This window comes from Micromonospora sp. NPDC001898, assembly GCF_042891255.1.
GTDB lineage: Bacteria > Actinomycetota > Actinomycetes > Mycobacteriales > Micromonosporaceae > Micromonospora.
In genome coordinates, this window is record NZ_JBIATC010000021.1 from 1 (window position 1) to 18,894 (window position 18,894).

The following is an 18,894-nucleotide window of genomic DNA, read 5'->3' on the forward strand; positions in this document are numbered from 1 at the left end:
CTCCAACGCCGCCTCACCGACCTCTGGCGCGACACCCTCGAACTCGACCACATCGACATCCACGACAACTTCTTCGACCTCGGCGGCGACTCCCGGAGCCTCTCTGTCCTGGCCGCCCGGATCCGGGCGGAGTTCGACGCGGACGTGCGGGTCCTCGACCTGATGACGCACCCGACCATCGCATCGCTCAGTCGGCGGCTGAGCGGCGATCAACCGGACGACGACCGCCTGAGCGCGGTCGCGGAACAACGCGCCAAACGGCGAGAGCGGAGACGGAAGCCATGAGCGCCCGACAGGCAGTCGCAGACGACGACCGGATCGCCATCGTCGGGATGGCGGGCCGCTTCCCGGGCGCGGACGACGTGGAGGCGCTGTGGGAGCTCAGCGTGTGCGGCGGGTCCGGCGTCCGGCGGGTGTCCGGCCGGGACGGACTCGTGCCGTACCGGGGCGTGGTCGACGGTGCCGACCGGTTCGACGCCACCTTCTTCGGCGTCCCCACGCACGAGGCGCAGATGACCGATCCGCAGCAGCGGATGCTGCTGGAGGTCGCCCAGCACGCCTTTGACGACGCGTCGATGGATCCGACCAGGGCCTCCGGGGCGGTGGCGGTGTACGCCGCCTGCGCACCCACCGCCACCACCGCCCCGGCCGACTCCGTGTCGGGCACCTACGAGTGGGTGTTGGCCACCTCGGCGGACTTCGCCGCCACCCGGCTCTCCTACCGGCTGGGCCTGCGCGGCGAGAGTATGACGGTCCAGACCGGCTGCTCGTCGTCGCTGGTGGCCGTGCACCTGGGGGTGCAGGCCCTGCTGTCCGGGCAGGCGGACGTCGTCCTCGCCGGCGGGGTGTCCTTCCCGGGCGACCAGGAGTCCGGCTATCCGACCGAGGAGGGCATGATCGCCTCCCCGTCGGGGCGGTGCCGCCCGTTCGACGCGGACGCGGACGGCACCGTACCGGGTGGCGGCGCCGCACTGGTCGTCCTCAAGCGACTCACCGACGCCGAACACGACGGCGACCGGGTGCACGCCGTGATCCTGGGTTCGGGGACCAACAACGACGGCTCCACCAAGGTCGGCTTCATGGCCCCGTCCCCCACCGGCCAGGCCGAGGCGATCGCCACCGCCCACGCGGTCGCCGGGGTGGATGCCGGATCCATCGGCTACGTGGAGACGCACGGGACGGGCACCCAGCTCGGCGACGAGGTGGAGATTGAAGGGCTGCGCCGCGCCTTCAACCTCGATCCGGACCGGCCCGGACCGTGCCGCCTCGGCTCGCTCAAGGCGAACTGCGGGCACCTGGACCGGGCGGCGGGCGTGGCGGGCCTGGTCCGCGCCGTGCTGGCCCTCAAGCACCGCACCATCCCCCCGATGGCCGGCTTCGAGCGGGCCGATCCGGCTCTCGACCTCGACGGTGCCGGCTTCGAGGTGCCGTCCGCGCCGGTCGGGTGGGAGACGGAGGGTACCCCCCGCCGGGCCGGGGTGAGCAGCTTCGGCGTGGGCGGAACGAACGTGCACGTCGTACTGGAGGAGGCTCCAAGTCGGCAGCCGGCCCCGTCGGTGCCCGCAGGCGACGTGCTCCTGCCGCTGAGCGGCCATGTGTCCGCGGTCGTCGCACACCAGGCAACCGGGCTGGCCGGCTGGCTGGCCGCGCGGCCCGGAATCGACCTGGGGCAGGTGGGACGGGCACTCAGCCTGGACCGGCGGGCCCGGGAACACCGGTCCTGGGTGGTGGCTGGTTCACCCGAGCAGGCGGCCGGGGCACTCACCGCGACACCCGGGCCGGTGGTCGCCGCCGCCACCCCCACGGTCGTGTTCGCCTTTCCCGGCCAGGGCGAGCCCGTCGTGGACGGCATGGCGGAGCTCTACCACACCGAACCGGTCTTCCGCGCGGCACTCGACGAGTGCGCCGAGGTGATCCGGAACCTGGCCGGCTTCGACATCCGCGCCGACCTGTACGGGCAGCACGACCGCGCCGAGTTGGCCCGGTGGTACGAGGACATGTCGCGGTTCCAGCCGGCGCAGTTCGCCGTGGAGTGGGCGACGGTCGAGTTGTGGCGTTCGTGGGGGGTGTCCGCCGACGCCGTGATCGGTCACAGCCTCGGCGAGATCGTGGCGGCCGTGTATGCCGGCGTGCTGAGCCTCGCCGACGGCCTGGCCTTCGTGGTCGAGCGCAGCCGACGGATGGAGGAGGCGCCGCTGGGCGAGACGATCAGCGTCGCGCTGCCGGCACGGGACGTCGAGGAACGTCTCACCGGGGACCTGACAGTGGCGGCGGTCAACGGCCACGAGCTGACCGCGGTGACCGGACCGGTACCCCAGGTGGCCGCACTCAAGGCCGAGCTGACCCGGTCGGAGGTGTTCTTCCGGCCGCTGAACATCCGCCGGTCGCCGCACGGCCCCGCGATGCGGGAGCCGGCCCGGTTGCTGCGTAGCTACCTCTCCTCGTTCGCGCTGGCCCCGCCCACCGTCCGGATCGTGAGCAACGTGACCGGCGACTGGATCGGCGACCGGATCGCCACGCCCGACTACTGGGCCACCCAGCTCTGTTCGCCGGTCCGCTTCACCGACCAACTCTCCCGGGTCGCCGAACTCGACGACGTCGTCGTGCTCGTGGTGGGTCCCGGCACCGGTCTCGGTCGCATGATCTCGCACGAGCTGGCGGGGCGGGTCCGCGCCGTCGTCGCCTCGGGCCGGGGCGCCGACGATCCGGGCGGCGACCGCCGGGCAGTCCTCGTCGCCGCCGGGGAGCTGTGGTCGCACGGCGTCGCGGTGGACCTCGCCCGGCTGGCCCACCCGTCCCGGTACGCGACGGCGCTCCCGCCGACCTGTTTCGACCACGGTCGACGGTGGCCGGTGGGGCAGCCGGCCCGCCGGGAGCGCAGTGCCCCGGCGGGCCGGCTGCCGGACCCGGGTGCCTGGTTGTACGAGCCGGAGCGGACCCTGCTGAGTCGGCCTGCGGTGCCTGCGGTGCCGGTGACCATCGCCTGGCACGGCGCGCCGGGCGCGGAGCACGACGCGTTCCTGCGGGCCGCCGTGTCCCGTGGGCACACGCTGGTGCCGCTCGACCACGTCACGTCCGCCCCGCCGAGTGAGGGCCCACGGGACGTGCTGTGGTGGTTCGGGAACGACCCGCACGACCTGCTCCGCCGGGCGGCGGCCTTGGCCGACCTGCTCGGCCGGCAGGCGACCGGTACCCGGGTGTGGCTGGTGACCGGCGACGACGGGAACGGTTCCGGCCTCTCCGCGAGGAACCTCGCCCATGCCGTGGCGCGGGTGCTGCCGCAGGAGAACGTCGGGTGCGCCTGGACCGCTGTGACGCTCAGTGTCTCTGTGCAGGGGCACGAGCTCGACCTGGCGGCCGGTCACCTGATCGACGCCGTGGCCGACGGCACCGACGGCACAGTGCTCACCGTGGACACCACGGGCGCACGACGGCTCGGCTTCCGCCGGTCCTGGCCGCACTGGCGGGCGCGCCCGCTGCGGGAATCCGGCTGTTACGTGATCACCGGCGGGCTGGGGCCGGTGGGTCGCGCCATGGCGCTGGCCCTGGCCCGGGAGGTGCCGGCCACGGTCGTGGTGCTGGGCCGCCGGGCCGGGAGCGCGGTCCCCGACGAGGTGACCGCCCTGGCGGCGAGGCTGCGGGAGGCGGGTTCGCGCCTGGAGTACCGGTCGGTCGACGTGACGGACACCGCTGCGGTCGTCGCCTGTTTCGCCGACCTGCGGTCCCGGTTCGGACGGATCGACGGCGTGGTGCACGCCGCCGGCTTCACCGACCGGGCAGCGTTCCCGCTGGCGGCGGACGCCGCACCGGAACTGGTCGAGGTCGTCGCAGCCGCCAAGATGGACGGCGCGCGGGCGATCCACGACGCCCTCGCCCCGGACGACGCGGACTTCGTACTGCTCTGCTCCAGCCTCTCCGTGGTCCTCGGCGGGGTGCGGTTCGGTCCGTACGTCGCGGCGAACGACGCGCTGGACGAGTTCGCCGCGCGGCGGTACGCGGCCGGTGACGACCGCTGGGTCAGCGTCGGATGGGACGCGTGGACCGACGGCGACGACGCCGTGCCGGACCCGGTTGGCCCGGCCCGGTACGCGCTGACCGCCCGGGACGGTCACGAGGTGTTCCGGCGGTTGCTGTCCGTAGGCGGTCCCGTCGTCTGGGTGTCCACCGGTGACCTGGACGCCCGATTGGTCGAGGTCGCCGACCAGGTCGGCATGGGCCCTCAGGCGGCTGTGCCGGACGGCGCCGTCACCACGGCCGACCCGGGTGGCCTGGTTCGGGCGGTCCTGACCGAACTGCTCGGCGCGGTACCGCCCGACCACGACCGCGACCTGCGACTGGACGGGCTGGAGTCGCTGGCCATCCTGCAGATCGTCACCCGGCTCCGGGACCGGACCGGGGTCCGGATCGCGCTCGCCGACGCGCTCCGCTCGCTGAGCGTGACCGGGCTGGAGGCGCTCGTCAGCCGCGTCGTGTCCGCCCCGGACCGGGCGTCCGGCTTCCTGATCACGCCCACGCCCCCGGCTGCCGATCACCCCACGTCGAGTACCCAGCGACGCTGGCTGGAGCTGCTGCCCGAGGGGTACGGCGGTCTCGACCTGGCCGTCGAGGTCGAGTGCGGGTACCCGGCCGAGCAGCTCGTCCGGGCGGTGGAACGGACGATCGACCGCCACGGCGGGCTACGTACCGTTTTCCACCGCCGGGGCGACACCTGGCGCCAGTCGGTGACCCAGGGCCAGCCCGTGAAGCTCGTGGACCTGTCGGCCTTTACCGAGGCCGAGCAGCGGGCCGAGATCAGCCGGCTCGTCCAGACCGCCGGGGACAGCTGGTTCGACTTCGGTCGGACCCCACCGTTCGAGGTCACCATCGCCCGCCTCGCCGAGGGACGACGCCACGCGATGCTGATCCATGCCCACCATGTCCTCTTCGACGGCTGGTCGTCGAGCATCTTCCTGCGGGACGTGGCGGAGGAGTTGGACTCGGAGCCCGGGAAAGCGCCCCTTCAGTATGTGGACTACGCCGCCGCGCAGTGGGACTACCTGCACAGCCCGGCGCTGCTGGCCGCCCGGTCGTACTGGCGGGAGCACTTCGCCGGGGCGCCGGCGCCGACCCGGGTGCCGGGCGACGTGGGTGACGGGACGGGCGACGCCGGTGACGGGGCGGCCGACGACCGGGGCGAGCTGCTCACCTTCGCCCTCGGCGAGGCGACGTCGGCTGCGCTGCGGGACCGGTCCGCCGCACTGGGCACCACCCCCTTCGGTCTCATGATGACCGCGTACGCGGTCCTGGTGCACCGGCTGACCGGGGACGACGACCTGGTGCTCGGCACCACTGCGGCGGGCCGCCCCAGCGCCGAGGCCGAGGAGATCGTCGGCGTGTTCGTCAACCCGCTACCACTGCGGGTGCAGATCGATCCCGGGGGCAAGGTCGGGGATCTGGTGAGCCGGGTGCACCACAGCCTGGTCGGCTTCCACGACCACGGCAACTATCCCCTGGAGGACCTGGTCACGGCCGTTCCACCCTTCATCGGGCTGGGATTGAACGATACGTTCCAGTGCTATCTTCTCTACCAGAACTACTGGCGGCCCGAGGCGGGCACAGTACGTTACCAGCCGATGCAGCTCGACACGCCGTATCATCACAAGGTGATGCGTGACTGGGAGATCGTTCTTGCGGAGGGAGAGGCTGGACTGACCGGCGAACTGTGGTACCGGACCAGCCGCTACTCCGCTTCCTGGGCCGAAGGGTGTGCCGCTTCCTTCCGGAAGCTCCTCGGCCGGTTCGCGACTGACGCAGAGATCTTCCGCAGCCCCGTGGGGGCACTGCTCGACCAGTAGAAGAGATAAAGGAGTAGTTCCGTGTCCGGTCCGATGACCGCGGATCAACTACGATCAGCGTTCCTCCAGTACTTCGTCGAACGCGGCCACACCCGGGTGGCATCCGCGGGCCTGATCCCGGCTCACCCGGCCGCGCCGCTGTTCACGAACGCCGGAATGGTGCAGTTCCTTCCATACTTCTTCGGCGAGGAGGCTGCGCCGTACCGGCTGGCCACGTCCTCGCAAAAGTGCGTCCGGGTGCGCGGTAAGCACGACGACATCGAGGCCATCGGCCGGACCACCCGCCACCTGACCTTCTTCGAGATGCTCGGCAACTTCAGCTTCGGGGACTACTTCAAGGAAGGCGCGATCTCCCACGCCTGGCACTTCCTGACCGAGGTGCTGGGCATGCCCGCCGACCGGCTGTGGGCCACGGTGCACCACAGCGACGACGAGGCGGCGCAGCTCTGGCGGGACGTCGTGGGCCTGCCCGCCGACCGGATCCACCGGCTGGGCGAGGACAACTTCTGGGAGATGGGCAGTACGGGCCCGTGCGGGCCGTCCTCCGAGATCTTCTTCGACAAGGGCCCGGAGTGGGGTCACGAGGGCGGGCCGGCGCACGGCGGCGAGGAACGCTACGTCGAGATCTGGAACCTCGTCTTCATGGAGTTCAACCGGCCGGAGAGCGGCGAACTCGAACCCCTGCCCCAGCGGAACATCGACACCGGGGCCGGCATGGAGCGGATCCTGCCGATCATCCAGGGCACGAACTCGGTTTTCGAGACCGACGTGCTGCGGCGCCTGATCGGCGACGCCGAGCAGCTCTGTGGCGCGACGTACGGGTCGGACGCGGAGCGTGACGTCAGCCTCCGCATCGTGGCGGACCACTCCCGCGCCATCTCGTTCCTGATCGCCGACGGCGTCGTGCCCTCCAACGAGGAGCGCGGGTACGTGCTGCGCCGGATCATCCGGCGGGCCGCCCTGCACGCCCAGCGGGTTGGCGCCCGTCGGGGGGTGCTGGCGGAGATGGCCGGCCGCGTCGCCCAGGTCATGCACTCGGGGTACCCCGATCTGACCGAGGTGATCGACCAGGTGCAGAGCACCCTGGAGCGGGAGGAACACCGGTTCCGGGAGACCCTCTCGCTGGGGCTCGGGATGCTGGACAGTGCGGTTCCCGCGGGGTCGACGACCATCCCCGGCGAGGTCGCCTTCAAGCTGCACGACACCTACGGTTTCCCGATCGACCTGACCCGCGAGATCGCCCGGGAGCGGGGACTGGGCGTCGACGACGCCGGGTTCGAGGCCGCGATGACGCAGCAGCGCACCCACGCCCGCGCCGATGCGAAGGCCGGTGCGGTCGACAACGGCGCGGCCAACGCCAAGGTGGTCCGGGACGAGTACGGCGTGACCGACTTCCTCGGGTACGAGACGCTCACCACCGACGCGAAGGTGACCGGGGTCTTCCCCCACCCCGAGCCGGGTCGGGTGGAGGTGTACGTCGCCGCGTCCCCCTTCTACCCGGAGGGCGGCGGCCAGATCGGCGACACCGGCACGATCACCGGTCCCCATGGGCACGGCCGGGTGCTCGACACCGACGCGCCGCTGCCGAACGTCATCCGCCACCACGTGGAGGTGGAGCAGGGCACCTTCGGTGTCGGCGAGACCGTCGCCCTGGCGGTCGACGCCGATCGGCGTGCCTCCCTGCGGCGCAGCCACACGGGTACCCACCTGCTGCACTGGGCCCTGCGCAAGGTGCTCGGCACGCAGGCCCGCCAGCAGGGCTCACTGGTCGCACCCGACTACCTCCGGTTCGACTTCAACCACCACTCGCCCCTCACCGACGAGCAGCTCAGCGAGGCGGAGAACCTGGTGGCGGAGCAGATCCGCAGCAATGGCGGGGTCGAGATCAAGCACTCCTCCCAGGCGGAGGCGAAGGCTGCCGGGGCGATCTCGTTCTTCGGCGAGAAGTACGGCGAGGTGGTGCGGGTGATCCGCGCCGGGGAGCACTCGATGGAGCTCTGCGGCGGCACCCACGTGTCCGCCCTGGGTGAGATCAGTGAACTGGTGGTGACGTCGGAGTCCTCCGTCGGCGCCAACCTGCGCCGCATCGAGGCGTTCACCGGTGCCCGGGCGTTCGAGGAGAACCGTCGCCAGCGCCAGTTGCTGAAGGCGGCGGCCGGCGCGGTCCGCACCACGCCCGACCAACTGCCCGCAGCGATCGGGCGGTTGCAGGAGGCGCAGAAGGCCGGGGAGCGGGAACGCCGTCAGCTGACCACGCAGATCGACCGGTACCTGGCCAGGGACCTGGCCCGGGAGGCGGACGACGGGCTGGTCGTCGCCCGCTGTGACGGCCGCGACCAGGGGCAGCTCAAGGGCCTCGCGCTGGCCGTGCTGAACGAGCCGGGCATCTCGGCGGTGGGCCTCATCGGATCGGCGGACGGCAGTTCGGTCGCGCTCGCGGTCGCGGTCGATGACCGGGTCGGCGACGCCCCCTCCTTCGTCCGGGCGGCGGCAAAGCTGGTCGGTGGGGGCGGCGGCGGGCGGGACCGCCGCATCGCCGTCGCCGGGGGACGCGACCCGAGCCGTATCGACGAGGCGCTCAAGGCGCTGCGTGAGGCACTCGCCTCGGCCTGACCGGCCAGGTGCACGGGGCGGGCCGCTCGACGGCCCGCCCCGTGCCGTCCTGGTCAGGAGCCGGGCCGGGCCGTACGGTCACAGCCGCTCGACGTTGGGCGCCGCCGGCACCCGGTGCACCGTGTCGAGCACGAGTCGACACTGCTGCCAGTCGATGGCGCCGTCCAGTGCCTCGTGCGGCGTCACCAGCACCACGCAGTCGTACTCGTCGAATGGAAGCTTCCGTACGTCGAGCGAGCTCAGGACGGTGCCGTCGATGTCGAGCTCGGCAACCCACGGGTCGCAGTAGTCCACTGTGGATCCGCTGGCGAGCAGCCGGCCGATGATGTTCAGGGCCGGCGCGTTACGCAGGTCGGGCACATTCGGCTTGTACGCCACACCGAGTACCAGCACCCTGCTGGTCTCGATCGGGGTACCCACCCGCGCCAGCATCTCCGTCACGCGGACGGCGACCTTGAGCGGACGGGCACTGGCCTGGCGGTGCGCGGCCTCGATGATCGGCATCGGCACGGACTGCCGCCCCGCCTCGGTGATGAGGAAGAGCGGGTCGACCGGGATGCACTCGCCCCCGATCCCGGGCCCCGGCCAGTGCGGCAGGTACCCGAAGGGCTTGGTGGCGGCGGCACGGATCACCTCGTCCACCGGGACACCGAGTTTGTGGCAGAGGTCGGAGATCTCGTTCGAGAAGCTGATGTTGACCAGCCGGGCGCTGTTCTCCAGGAGCTTGCTCATCTCCGCGACCGTCGCGTCGGACAACTCGGTGACCTGCATGGAGATCGACGTCAGCACGGTCGCGGCCCGACGGGTACAGGCCGCGCTGACGCCACCGACCACCCGGGGGGTGTTGGTGATCGTCCAGCCGTCCCGGTTGGCCGGGTTGACCCGCTCGGGCGCGCACGCCACGAAGAGGTCCCGGCCCAGGGTGAGCCCGGTCTCGGCGGACAACCGCTGCGCCCAGCGCCGGGTGGTTCCCGGTGGCACCGTCGACTGGAGCACGACCACCGTGCCCGGTCCGATCATCGGCGCCAGTGAGGCGAAGGCGCTGTCCACGAAGGTCAGGTCGGGCTGCTCGTCGGTGGTGACCGGGGTGGGGACGGACACCATCACCACGTCCGCCGAGCCCACATCCCGGGCGTCGAGGGCGAGGTGGAGGCGGTCGGCGACGGCGCGGATCTGCTCGTCGCTGATGTCCGGCAGGTACGACCTGCCCCGACGGAGCTGCTGCACCTTGACGTCGTCGATGTCCACGCCGTGCACCGTGAAGCCGGTGGCGGCGAAGGCATGCGCGAGCGGTAGACCGGTGTAGCCGAGGCCAACCACCGCGATGGTCAGGTCGCGGTCCAGGGCCCGCTGGTGAAAGGCCCCCTCGTCGCCGTAACTGGTCGAATTCGTCGGTTCCGTGACAACGTTCATATCTTCTCGCCCTCATACGCACCCTGCGCGCCTCCGGCGCCCACGGGCGGTTCTGCTGTCGCCCCGGTTCCCCGCTCCGGCGGATGTGTCTAGCGGCCGGCGGTCATCTCGTCCCGGTGGTGCTCCGTCTGGGGGCGCTCGAGCACGGTGCAGGCTCCGGCGATGGCGGCGGGTGTGCCCTGGTCGAGGAACTGCCGTGCGGGCACCCTGAGGCTGTGGGTGTGGCGCAGCAGTGCGATCGCCTGGACCACGAGCAACGAGTGCCCGCCCAGCTTGAAGAAGTTGTCATGCGGGCCGACCTTCTTCCCGAGCACCTCTTCGAAGACATCGGTCACGGCCGCCAGGTTGCTGTCGTCAGCGGACATCTTTCCCCCCACGGATGTGGTCGCTGTGCCCGGCCTGTTCCCCGTCCCGGTAGATGACGCCCCGCTCCGAGTCGAGGACCAGCCGGTCGCCGTAGGGGAGTACCCACGCCGGGTCGTAGTGCCCGCAGTCTCCGCCGACGAAGATCGGGAAGTCCGTACCGCCGAGGTGCCGGTCGACGAACCCCGCGATCAGGGCTAACCACTCCTCGAAGTCGACCCATGGGTTGTCCCCGATCAGCATCCCGTTCAACGTGCGGAAATCAATCAGCTTCGCCAGCCGTTCGAGGTGCTCGTGGACGTACGACAGCTCCGGCTTGAGGGGGTCCCACCACAGCACACAACCGGTGGGGTCCAGCAGTTCCGCCTCGACCAGCCTCGGAAGGACGCTCAACTCCGCGCCGAGCAGGGGACCACTGCCCACCCCCGGACGGAGCCAGGCGTGGTGGCCGGATCGGGGGCGTTCCAGCGGAGTCTCGTCCTGGGCCAGCGACCGCCAGTTCCGGCCGCCCATCGTCCGGGAGGCCGACACCTGGTACGTGACCGGATCGTCGGCCATCAGGACCTGCCGGAACGAGGTGAGGGTCTCCCCGGGGACGGCCAGCTCCCCGAACTGGAAGACGTAGGTCACGCCGACGAAGGAGGAGACCCGGGCCCGGGTCTCCAGGAAGGCGTTGAGCACGATGTTGTCCGAGCGCCCGATCAGCGGCTTGGGGTTGTCGGCGAACACCGACGGGGAGAGGTGGGGCAACAGCTCAGCCGAGGTGGAACCCCCGGCGGCACAGAGCACGGCGGCGACCTCCGGGTCGGCGAAGGCGCCGTGCAGGTCGTCCGCGCGCATCTGCGGGGTGCCGGCCGACCAGCCGTCGTCCGAGATCTCGAAGCAGTTCGGGGAGAAGTCGACCCGCAGGCCCAACCCCTCCAGGGCGGCCCTGGCCCGCTCGGCCCGAACGGTGGCGAAGGCCATGGAGGGCAACGCGGGACTGATGATCCGCACCAGCGAGCCGGGGGCCAGCGGGGCCGGTCGCAGGATGTCCAGTGTCCGCTCCGTCATCGATTCGTCTCCTACAGATGAAACCGGTCGGTGGTCACAGCCGGCGTGCCGAGCACCCGGTACCCCTCACCGGACCTCCTCCATCGCCCCGGACCCGGGCGACCCGGCCGGCGCGAACCCGAGGACCGCGCCGTAGAAGGCGAGTTCGGTGCGGGCGACCGTACGGATCGTCTCGGCCAGCCGGAACCCGTGCTGCTCGCCGGGAAACTCGACGTACTGGTGCGGGACGCCCCGGTGCCGCAGCGCCTCGGCCAGCCGGGCCGTCTGGTCCGGCGGCACCACCCGGTCCTCGGCGCCCTGAAAGAGCAACAGCGGCACCCTGAGCCGGTCCAGGTTGAACAGCGGGGAGCGTTCCCGGAACCGGTCGATGTCCCGGGGCAGGCTGCCGATGAGGAACTCCAGGTACGACGACTCGAACTTGTGGGTACCCGCGGCTATCGAGGTGGCGTCCGCCACCCCGTAGTAGGACACCCCGACCGCGAAGAGGTCACCGAAGGTGGCCGCGCAGAGCGCCGTGAAGCCACCCGAACTCGCTCCCTTGACGATCAGCCGGTCCGGGTCGGCCAACCCCAGGCTCACCAGCCGGCGGGCCGCGTGCTCGCAGTCGGCGACATCGACGACGCCCCAGCGGCCGCGCAGCGCCTCCCGGTACCGGCGCCCGTGGCCGGAGCTGCCCCGGTAGTCGACGTCCGCCAGGGCGAAGCCGCGGCTGGTCCAGAACTGTACGGCGTAGTTCAGTGCCGGGCTCGCCGAGAACGTCGGTCCGCCGTGACAGAGGACGATCAGCGGGGGCAGTTCCCCGGCCGGTGCGGTGAAATCGCCGTTGCGCGGCGGGTAGTACAGCATCCGAGCGGTGGCGCCGTCCGCCGACTCGTACTCGAGATAGCGCGGCGTCGACAGGTACTCCGGTCCGACCAGCGTACGGCGGCTGCTCCGCAACACACGGTGTTTCCTGCCGCCGGTGAGATCGAGTTCCACGACCGCACTCACCTGGTCCGCCGAACCGCATACCGCGACCGCGCGAGTCCCGGCGACACACAGATCGGTGAAGGAGGTGAAGCCCGTATCTATCGGAACGAACCGCTCCCCGCCCGGTTCCGACAGGCCCAACTGACCACTGTTGTCCCTGGTCCACACCGCGACCAGGGTGCCGTCGGCGAGAAAGCCGTAGGGACGCTCCCCGAAGTGCCACGACGGTTCCGCGAACTCCGCGTCCAGACCGCCGACCCGGTACCCCCGCACGCCGTCGTCTCGGTAGACGTTCCAGAAGCCGGACCGGTCGGACACGTAGTACAGCGTGCCGTCCGGGGCATAGCCGGGATGGACGACCGACTCCGTCCGGCTGCCGGCCACGAGGCGCGTCCCGACCAGGTCACCTGACGGGCCGAGAGTGCCTTCCCACAGCTCGGTGCCGTCCCACGGCATGTTCGGGTGGTCCCAGGTGAGCCAGGTCAGCCGGGACCCGTCGGGCGAGAACCGGGGCCCCGTCACGAAGTCGTGCCCGCCGCAGAGCGGCACCGGGTCGGCTGCGCCCGAGGTGGGCACCGCGACGATGTCGTGTCGCACGCCCTCGTCGGTGTGCCGTTCCCGGATGCACACCACTCGGCTTCCGTCCGGGCTGAGGGTGAGATCACCGAAGCGCACCCGGCGGTCGGCAACCGCGGGGGTTATCGGCTGGGTGGACCCGTCGTCCCGGTCCATCCGGTAGATCCGCTGGTCGTCGCCGTTGACGAAGAAGATGTGCCGCGAGGACCCGGCGTAGGCGAGCCCGCCGTACTCGTAGACGAGGCTGCGGACGCTGAACCCCGAGGTGGTCACGTCCGTGGGCGGCCCGTCCCCGACCTGCTGGACCAGCACGTAGCGGCCACCTTCGGCCGGCCGCAGCTCGACCCAGAGAACGGCTGGTCCGACGACCAGCGGACAGCTCGGCACCACCCGGTCCTCGGCCAGCAGGTCCTCGCTGACAGGGGACTTCCAGGATCCGTACGGTGCCGTGGTGGCGACCGACCTCACCAGTGGAACCCGTCGAGAAGCTCCACGATCTCCGGGTCGCCGCTCGCCCGGAGCCCGTCGGTGAGCGCCGAGGACACCGGCACACCACGGGTGATCTCGCTCTTGAGCCAGGACGGCGAGTAGCCGAACAGGATCAGCCGGCGTCGTCCACAGGTCTCGGCGGTCGGCTCGGTACGGTGCCACAGGTTGCCGTGCATCAGGATGCAGTCGCCCGGCTCGAAGTAGAGCTTCTGCTGACCGGGCTGGTCCGAGGAGTCGTTGGGCAGCTTCAGGGTCGTCTGCTGGTGGCTTCCGGGCAGCACACAGAGCGCGCCCTCGTCGGCGCCGACCCGGTCGAGGTAGATGAGACCGTGCACCTGGTGGGGGTACACGAAGTACGGCGGCATCGGATCGGGGACCACCCGCAGGTGGATGTGCCAGTTGACCCCGGCGTTGGCCACGCCCTCGAAGGCCATCCGGGCCTCCACGCCGAAGGCGACCTGGGGACCGAGCAGGTAACGCGCCACGGAGAGGGTCGGCTGGTAGCGGATCAGCCGGTGGAAGACCTCGTCCTTGTCCAGCAGGGCGCGGATGTACAGCCCGTTGTTCGGCAACCGCTCCGCAGTCGGGTGGCTGATCTCCTCGGCCGCGATCCGGTCCAGGGCCGCCCCGAACTCCGCGATCCACTCCTTCGGGACCAGCCCTCGGCGTAGCAGATACCCGTCCTTCTGGAACCCGGCCAGTTCGTCCTCAGTGGCCTCGACCCGCACGGAACGAACGGGGTATCCATTATTCCGGTCATTGATGTGGTACTCGACTTCAAAGCCTCCACCGGCAGACGTCTTGCCATTTGCCGCCATGTGGTAAACCCCTAGTCGATTTGGGGTTACGCAACGCATAAATGGAGGCTACGTTACGCAACCAACGGTCAAAGCCGGTAGCGGTGAGGTCGGAAATCCTGTTGAATCGAAGATTCATCGATACAGCGTGGAGCCATCAAAGCACATGTGACGAGTTTGCGGAACCCCGGCCAGGCGACCCGATGCGGCTCCGACCGGGGGCAGGTCAAGCCCGGACGACGGTTGCAGAACGAATCGCAAACAGTGCGCTCTGCGATCGCGTTATTGTGCCGATACAGATTGTGGACCGATCTGTGGGGAAGCATCCACGCCCTTTACCCACAAGGCTCTCGGCAGGCGGACCACGGCCGGATTCCAGCCAGGACTGTCACCGGGCAGCGACTCCGACGGAAGTCAACGGCCATGACGGCGAAAAATCGGAAAACAGAACGCACTCATCGAGCAACGTGCGCGGATAACGCCGGGGATCGCCCTGCCGCCAGGCGGCCGGCCACTGGTCCGCCCGCAACGGCTCCCGGGCGCTCCCTGGGACCTGTGACACGTCCCCCTCGGGCCGGTGCCCGGGGCAACCGCCGCAGTGCCAAACTGATCGCCACGGAACGATCCGAGGACACGGGAGGCGGCGTGCGCTGGCGCAGTTTCGTGGCGGTGGGGGACAGCTTCACCGAGGGCATGGACGACGCGTATCCGGACGGCACCTACCGCGGCTGGGCGGATCTGGTGGCCACCCGGCTGGCGGCCGAAGCCGGCCCCGACTTCCGGTACGCGAACCTGGCGATCCGGGGCCGGCTCTTCCCCAACGTCGTGGCCGAACAGGTGCCGGCCGCGCTGGCGATGAGGTCCGACCTGATCAGCTTCGCGGCCGGCGGCAACGACGTGCTGCGCCGCACCTTCGACCCGGACGCCCTGGCGACCCGCTTCGACGACGTCGTCGGCCGACTTCGCTCGGGCGGCGCGGACGTGGTGCTGTTCCGGTTCGCCGACGTGATGGCCCGGCTGCCCGGCCAGCGCCTGGTCGCCCCCCGGGTCCAACTGCTCAACCAGGCGGTCGGGGCGACCGCCGAGCGGCACGGCGCGATCCTGGTCGACCTGTACGCCGACGACACCTTCCTCAACCCGATGCTGTGGAGCACCGACCGGCTGCACCTGTCGGCGGCCGGGCACCGGCGGGTCGCCGCGCAGGTGTTGACCGCGCTCGGGGTCGGCTGCGACGAGGAGTGGCTCATGGTCCCGCCGCACCCCGCGCCGACGCCCTGGCTGGCCGCCCGCGCCGCCGACCTCCGTTGGGCGGGCCGACACCTGGCCCCGTGGATCAAGCGCCGGCTGACCGGCCGGTCGTCCGGGGACACGGTCACCGCGAAGCGGCCCCGACTCGGCCCGTTCGCCGACTGACGTGCCCATCCTGCACGCCGCGCGGCTCCTGCGGCACACCCTCGACGATCCGCCGGGGCCCGGCGGGGCCGTGCTGGTGGCCGGGAGCCGGATCGAGGCGGTCGCGCCGCTGGACGAACTGCTCGCGGCGTACCCCGGGGTGCGGGTGCGGCGGTGGGCCGGGGCCCTCGGGCCGGCGCTCGTGCACGACGGGCCGCTGCCGGCCGCCCCCACCCCGCGCGAGCGGGTGCACGCGCTGTTCCGCTCCGGGGCGGCGGCGGTCCCGGCCGCGCATCTCACCGACCCGGGCCTGCGGGCGGCGGCGGTCCGTGGCGACGTCGCGGTCCTCGATCGGGTACGGCCGCCCGCACTGGTCGTCGGCGGACGGGCCGACCTGGCCGTCTTCGCCGACGACGGAACCTGCCTCGCCACGGTGGTGGCTGGCCGACTGGTGTACCGCCGGGCCTGACCGTCCTCGGCCCGCGTGGCCCGCCATGATCGTTTGCTGGTCACCGGCATGACACGCCGGGCCCGCTGCCGCTCAACGACAGACGATCATGAGACGGCGTACTGGGGCAGGCTTCCGATGCGGGGCACCTCGTCGGGGAACCCGCGTACCTTGGGACTCATGCCTGTGCCGAGCGATCCCGATCCGCGCCTCCAGTCGTACGCCGACCCGCAGCGGCTGGTCACCACCGAGTGGCTGGCCGAGCACCTGGGCGACGAGGGGCTGGTGGTGGTCGAGTCCGACGAGGACGTGCTGCTCTACGACACCGGGCACATCCCGGGCGCCGTGAAGGTCGACTGGCACACCGAGCTGAACGACCAGGTGACCCGGGACTATCTGGACGCGAAGAGCTTCGCCGAGCTGTGTGCCGCCAAGGGCATCGGCCGCGACGACACCGTCGTCTTCTACGGCGACAACTTCAACTGGTGGGCCGCGTACGCGCTCTGGGTCTTCTCGCTCTTCGGGCACGCCGACGTGCGTCTGCTCGACGGCGGCCGGCAGAAGTGGGCCGCCGAGGGGCGCGAGCTGACCCGGGACAGGGTGACCCGGCCCCGCGCCGAGTACCCGGTGCCGCAGCGCGACGACGCGCCGATCCGGGCGTACCGGGAACAGGTGATGGCGCACGTGGCCGCCGGCCGGCCGCTGGTCGACGTGCGCTCGCCCGGCGAGTACACCGGCGAGATGCTGCACATGCCGGACTATCCGCAGGAGGGCGCGCTGCGCGGCGGGCACATCCCGGGTGCGGTGAACAAGCCGTGGAAATCCGCCGCGAACGACGACGGCACGTTCAGGTCCGCCGACGAACTGCGCGCCATCTACGCCGACCAGCTCGGGCTGAGCCCGGCCGACGACGTGGTGGCGTACTGCCGGATCGGGGAACGGTCCAGCCACACCTGGTTCGTGCTGCGTCACCTGCTCGGCTACCCGCAGGTGCGCAACTACGACGGCTCGTGGACCGAGTGGGGCAACTTGGTCCGGGCCCCCGTCGTGCGGGGCGACCAGCCCGGCGGTCTGGCGACCTGAGCAAGATCCTGATAGGTGCCGTAGGGCATCTCTTGTGGCGGCCAGAGTACGGTCGGTCGTACGGGGACCGACCGACGCGGCGGCGCGGGGGGCAGCCCGGCGCGCTCAGCCGGCGGCGAGGGAGACCTCGCCGTGCAGGTCCTGGACCACGCCGGTCACCTCGCCGGTCTCGGGCTGCCAGCGCAGCAGCCCGCCCGGGTCGTGGCGCAGCAACACCGCCCCGTCCCGGTCCCAGCCGAGCACCTCGCAGCAGCCCTTCCACCGGTCCCGACCCAGGTCGAGCAGGTGGGTCACCACGCCGGTTTCGGCATTCAGCAGCGCGACGCCCTCCAGCCCGCCCATGGTGTCGGTGGTGATCCAACCGGCCCGGGCCATCCGCTCGCCGCGCTGCCAGCCCCGCCCGTAGAACTCGTCGACCCGGTGGCCGCGGGGCAGCGCGCGGAAGTCGACCGGGCCGCTGCCCCGGTGCGTCTCGTCGCCGCTCCAGCGGACCCGCGTCAGGCTCGGCGGCGTGCCGCCCAGTTCGAGCAGGGCGTTCGGGGGGGCCGTCGGGTCGGGCGCGACGACGTCCCACGGCGACACCGGGATCTTCCGGCTGGTGCCGGTGTGCGGGTCCATGTCGTACGTGGTGTCGCCGTCGCCGACGAGCAGCCGGTTGCCGGACCAGAGGACGTGCTCCAGGTAACCCCTGAGCGGGTGGCGGCGCACGGCGGCGGTGGTCAGGTCGACCACGATCACCTCGTCGGTCTGGGCGAAGGCGGCGGTCCGCCCGTCCGGGGAGAGGCTCCCGCTCTTCAGCGCCGCCGCCTCGTTGCCCCCGGCGTCGCGGGTCGGGGCGGGAGTGACCACGTCGAGGTCCCGGACGAGGCCGTCGTCGCCGAGCACCCGGATCCGCCCCTCGACGGCGGTCTCCGGGTCGATCGGCTGGTAGAGCGCCAACGCCCTGCGGACCGGTCGGGCCGAGAGCGTCGCGCCGACCGGGTCGCCGAGGCGGCCCAGGGGGCGCCCGGGATAGGCCAGGTCGGCCGGGATCGTCTGCACGGGCCCGGGGTGCGGGACCGGGCTCCGGTCCGGTGTCGCGGTGGTTGCCGGTGGCGGCGGGTCAGCGGGGCGCAGGGCCAGCGCCGTACCCCCGGTGAGCAGGGCAACCGCGAGCGCGGCGGCACCGGCGGCACGGCGGGCGCGACGCACCCGGCGGGCCCGCTCCCAGCCGGCTGCCGCAGGGTGCGCCGGGCGGACGTCCTCGGCGGCGACGGTGAGCAGCCGGTGCACTTCCTCTTCCCTCACGGGTTCACCTCCATCCCGGTGACCAGGCCCTTGCCGGGCCGTCCCTCGTCCTGACCAAGCTCCGGCGCTACCTCGCGGAGCCGGCGCAGCGCCGCGTGGCACTGGCTCTTCACGGTCCCGACCGTGACGCCGAGCGCCTCGGCGGTGGCCGCCTCGGTGAGGTCCTCGAAGTAGCGCAGCACCAGCACGGCGCGCTGCCGGGGCGGCAGGTGGCCGAGCGCGTCGCGCAGCGCGAGCCGCAGCGCCCCGTCGCCCTCGGCCGTTGGCCGCTCCGGCGGGTACGCGCTCAGCCACTCCCGGCGGCGACGGCGCCACCAGGAGACGGTGTCGCGGTAGAGGATCGCCCGCACGTAGGCGGCCGGGTCGCCATGCCGCACGGCGGGCCAGCGCAGGGCCAGCTTCAGCAGCGCCTCCTGGAGCAGGTCCTCGGCCTGGTGCCGGTTGCCGCAGACCAGGTAGGCCGCGCGCAGCAGCCGGTGCTGGTGGCACTCGACGAAGGTGACGTAACCGTCCCGCCCGTCGTCGATCGTCGGCGCTGCCATTCGCCCTCCCTCCGGCCGGCGTCGCGCATACCGCG

13 protein-coding genes are annotated in these 18,894 nt (G+C 71.7%); 6 read left to right on the forward strand and 7 right to left on the reverse strand.

Going from position 1 to position 18,894, the window contains the following annotated elements; genetic code table 11:
- From ACFYZF_RS26995 to alaS, 3 genes are all read left to right on the forward strand, one after another.
- On the forward strand, positions 1-285 hold a 285-nt coding region (locus ACFYZF_RS26995), incomplete at its 5' end, for a phosphopantetheine-binding protein (protein WP_387025395.1).
- Complete coding sequence (locus ACFYZF_RS27000) at positions 282-5,834, forward strand: SDR family NAD(P)-dependent oxidoreductase (RefSeq protein WP_387025397.1); 5,553 nt, start codon at positions 282-284, stop codon at positions 5,832-5,834. The genes ACFYZF_RS26995 and ACFYZF_RS27000, both read left to right, overlap by 4 nt.
- Before the next feature lie 21 nt (positions 5,835-5,855).
- Entirely contained in the window at positions 5,856-8,447 is a 2,592-nt protein-coding gene (gene alaS / locus ACFYZF_RS27005) for an alanine--tRNA ligase (protein WP_387025399.1), read from the forward strand.
- A gap of 78 nt (positions 8,448-8,525) precedes the next feature.
- On the opposite strand, the gene ACFYZF_RS27010 is transcribed toward alaS, so the two are convergent.
- The 5 genes from ACFYZF_RS27010 to ACFYZF_RS27030 all read right to left on the reverse strand — a co-directional run bounded on the left by ACFYZF_RS27010 (position 8,526) and on the right by ACFYZF_RS27030 (position 14,038).
- Positions 8,526-9,860: a nucleotide sugar dehydrogenase gene (locus ACFYZF_RS27010; protein WP_387025401.1), complete on the reverse strand. Its 1,335-nt coding sequence runs from the start codon at positions 9,858-9,860 to the stop codon at positions 8,526-8,528.
- 89 nt (positions 9,861-9,949) lie between these two features.
- The gene (locus ACFYZF_RS27015; RefSeq protein ID WP_387025403.1) at positions 9,950-10,225 is read right to left on the reverse strand and encodes a phosphopantetheine-binding protein; all 276 of its coding nucleotides are present in this window, start codon (positions 10,223-10,225) and stop codon (positions 9,950-9,952) included.
- Positions 10,215-11,276: an LD-carboxypeptidase gene (locus ACFYZF_RS27020; RefSeq protein ID WP_387025404.1), complete on the reverse strand. Its 1,062-nt coding sequence runs from the start codon at positions 11,274-11,276 to the stop codon at positions 10,215-10,217. Before ACFYZF_RS27020 ends, ACFYZF_RS27015 begins: the two co-directional genes overlap by 11 nt.
- A gap of 66 nt (positions 11,277-11,342) precedes the next feature.
- Positions 11,343-13,289, reverse strand: a complete 1,947-nt coding sequence (locus ACFYZF_RS27025; protein WP_387025406.1) for a S9 family peptidase — start codon at positions 13,287-13,289, stop codon at positions 11,343-11,345.
- Entirely contained in the window at positions 13,286-14,038 is a 753-nt protein-coding gene (locus ACFYZF_RS27030) for a phytanoyl-CoA dioxygenase family protein (RefSeq protein ID WP_387025408.1), read from the reverse strand. The genes ACFYZF_RS27025 and ACFYZF_RS27030 overlap by 4 nt, the downstream gene beginning before the upstream one ends.
- A gap of 714 nt (positions 14,039-14,752) precedes the next feature.
- Here ACFYZF_RS27030 and ACFYZF_RS27035 point away from each other — a divergent pair.
- The 3 genes from ACFYZF_RS27035 (at position 14,753) to ACFYZF_RS27045 (ending at position 17,030) form a co-directional block, all read left to right on the forward strand.
- A complete protein-coding gene (locus tag ACFYZF_RS27035) occupies positions 14,753-15,520 on the forward strand; it encodes an SGNH/GDSL hydrolase family protein (protein WP_387025410.1) in 768 nt (255 codons plus the stop codon).
- 1 nt (position 15,521) lies between these two features.
- On the forward strand, positions 15,522-15,968 hold the full coding sequence (locus tag ACFYZF_RS27040) for a hypothetical protein (protein WP_387025412.1): 447 nt from the start codon (positions 15,522-15,524) through the stop codon (positions 15,966-15,968).
- A gap of 159 nt (positions 15,969-16,127) precedes the next feature.
- A complete protein-coding gene (locus ACFYZF_RS27045) occupies positions 16,128-17,030 on the forward strand; it encodes a sulfurtransferase (RefSeq protein WP_387025414.1) in 903 nt (300 codons plus the stop codon).
- A gap of 105 nt (positions 17,031-17,135) precedes the next feature.
- Here the strand turns inward: ACFYZF_RS27045 and ACFYZF_RS27050 are convergent, their stop codons facing one another.
- Together ACFYZF_RS27050 and ACFYZF_RS27055 are read right to left on the reverse strand one after the other, a co-directional pair.
- On the reverse strand, positions 17,136-18,317 hold the full coding sequence (locus tag ACFYZF_RS27050) for a hypothetical protein (protein WP_387025416.1): 1,182 nt from the start codon (positions 18,315-18,317) through the stop codon (positions 17,136-17,138).
- The gene (locus ACFYZF_RS27055; RefSeq protein WP_387025418.1) at positions 18,314-18,859 is read right to left on the reverse strand and encodes a SigE family RNA polymerase sigma factor; all 546 of its coding nucleotides are present in this window, start codon (positions 18,857-18,859) and stop codon (positions 18,314-18,316) included. Before ACFYZF_RS27055 ends, ACFYZF_RS27050 begins: the two co-directional genes overlap by 4 nt.
- Positions 18,860-18,894 lie beyond the last annotated feature (35 nt).